Consider the following 3,075-nt stretch of genomic DNA (forward strand, 5'->3'; position numbering starts at 1 on the left):
TGTTGCGTCGGCTATTGTTACTGTTGGCGCATTGTCGTTATCGGTGATCGTTACTGTTCCGCTTGGGTCCGTGTTTGCTGTGTTTCCGCTGGTTACTGTGCCATCGACGGTAAAGGTCTCATCGGCTTCATCTATGGCATCGTCGGTGATTGGAATAACAACGTCTACTGATGTTGAACCGGCTGGAATGGTTACGGTTGTTGTCGTGACTGTGTAATCGCTTGTCCCAGCTGTGCCTGTTGTCGTGACAATATCCACTACAACGTCTGTTGAACTTACGGTATCGATGCTTACTGGAACGGTTACTGTTCCGGCGCCTTCGTTGACTGTTGCGTCAGCTATTGTTACTGTTACTAACGAATCTACTGTGAGTGTTGCACAGTTTACTTGATTAATACATGTATTGTCATCGTGCGTAATTAAAACACAATACTGCGTTCCATTTAACCCTGTTACATCATTAACTGTTAATGTATTGGTGTTTTCTCCTGAATAATTAGTATCTCCTGCAGTAATTGCTACACCTCCAGAATTTGGATCTCCAATGTACCATTGATAATTAATTCCTGAATTAGCATTTCCTGGTGTCCCATAAACTGGCGTTCCTGAGGTATAGCTTGTTGCTGAGTCTGCTGTAGCTGTAGTTGTAAATGTTGCAGAATCTCCTGTTAATTCTGTTTGATTTGTTGGTGCTGTATTTACTGTTACTTGAGTTGCTGTAATTACATTTGTATTTGTTCCTGTATATGCTGTTGTTGCTCCTGTTACTTGTCCATTAGCATCATACCCAGTACCATCTACTTCTCCATCAGCTGGAGTAGTATCTGTATGCCCTGCTTCTATAGCATCATTACATCCATCATTATCAGAATCTACATCTAAGTAGTCTGGTATTCCATCATTATCTGTGTCACATATAAGTAAAATCCCAAAAGCAATACCTTCTCGTCCTCCAGGATTTATAGAAATATCAATAACTGTAGCATTTCTAGAGTAAAAAATACTATTACCTCCTGATGGTTCTGTATCTAGAGCTTCTAAAGTAGTGGTTCCAACTCCACTCCAAACTCCTCCTCCATTGTATTGTTCTAATAAAGTCCAATTACCACCATTTGTAGTGTATATAAGATCTTCATTTGTGTTAGTACTCTCTGGGTCTATAGCTAGAAGATCTATAGGAAAAGGTAATCCTCCTTTTGTTGCTGTAAATGAAACTCTTAAAGACACATCTGCTCCATCTGCTCCATACAATGCCTCTGAAGAACTAGGAGTATTATATAAGTTATGAATAAATGCCCCTCCCCATGTTTGCATATCTGAAGGTAAGTATGTTGCCGCATTTGTCGCATTACTTATATTTGAGAATGTAGCAGTAATTACCAATCCGTCTGGAAGATTAAATGTTTGGCTATCTCCATCATGAATTCCATCTGTAAAATCAGCCCCAGTCCAGTTGAAAAAGTATAATTGATCTTGAAAAGCACCTGAACCAGAAGTTGAATTTGCTATTGATGCTTGATCACATCTTAACTCATTAGTATCTAAAATTCCATCATTATCATTATCTAAATCACATATATCACTTACATTATCATTGTCATTATCTGGATTACCTGATGTTGTTGCATTACAAGGGTTTCCTATCACATTATTACTTGCTGTATCTGTTGCTGGTGTTACCATAGAATCGGCGATTGCATTTGCCGTATTAGTAAGTGTACCTGAAGCGTTAGCATCTACTGTAACATCAAAAGTGACTGTCATTATTTCTCCTGGCTGTAATGTAATTGCATCTCCAGATGTTACCATATTTGCTGGAGCATTAGCTGCCACAGTTGTAGTACCTGGTATAGAGTAATTAATTGTAAATGATGCGGTATTTACAGTATTAGTTCCAAAATCATTTGGATCATCCCATACAAAGGTATATGTTCCAAGTGCAGATGGCGTTCCTGTTATTGTCCCAGCACCTGTTTGATTAACGTTATTTCCTGCAGAATCACCTCCAAATGAGGTACCGTTAACACTACCACTAGGGTATGTACCAACTAAAGAAATTTCAGACAACCAATCTGTTGTACTAACTGTTACGTCATAACTATACGATGTTATTATTGCTCCTGCAGGAATATCGCTTGCTGTTACCGTATATGATTGTGTTAATCCTGTACTATTAAAGGTTTGATTAAGTGGTGCGAAAGTATGTGTAAAACTTCCTGTTGTTGGTGCTCCTCCAGGGTATGTTACCATTGCAGTTCCACCTGTATATGTTACTCCTGCTGGTAAAATATCTTCAACTTCAATATTTTGAGCGTCTACAGTACCTATATTTTCGACTTCAACTGTATAGGAAATTGTATCTCCAGTATTTACATCTCCTGATGGATTCGCTGTTTTTGTTACTTGTAATTCTGGATCTGGTGCTACAGCACAAAATGCAATATTACTAAACGATGACCCATGTACTGTGTTATCTGAACATGCTGAACAATTTCCCCATACTAAAGTTATAGACGATATTTTATTTGCGCTAGCAAAATTAACTCCAACTTGATCATTATTACCTGCTGTGCTATTATTATTAGAATCTACAACTCCTACAGCATTAACGGTATATGATGGTGTAGGTGATGATGTAAATGTTGGAAAAATTGTACCTCCTCCAATTGCTTCTTCTGCTGTTATAGTAAAAATATCTCCATTTGGTCCTGCCCCGTTAACATGATACAAATCAAACCCTATAGCATCAATTGGAGATGAAAAATCTATAGTAATTGTTATGTTTTCACTATTTAAATATCCATTAGAGAAAAATTCTAAAACTTCTGGTGTACCTCCTGATGCATCTGTATGCACTCCAGGTGTTACATTAGATCCACCATTCCATGGTGCAAAAGTATCTGTTCTTCCAGAAAATGTAATGGTAGCATTTATACCTGTTCCTGAGATATCCGTTAAGGTTTGTGATAGTGCTCCTGCCGCCCAATTAAATTCACTAGACGTAGTTGGTGTAGAATCCCATATTAATGTTCCTGACTGACTTGCTCCAGAACACGTAGGTACTGTGTGTAAGTC

Annotated in this window: 1 protein-coding gene; it reads right to left on the minus strand. The window is 38.2% G+C overall.

The annotated features are described in order from the left end of the window. Positions 1-3,075: DUF7507 domain-containing protein (locus tag ACVC2P_RS16470; RefSeq protein ID WP_452599548.1), on the minus strand; the 3,075-nt coding region annotated here is incomplete at both ends.

Source organism: Pontimicrobium sp. MEBiC01747 (assembly GCF_053601635.1).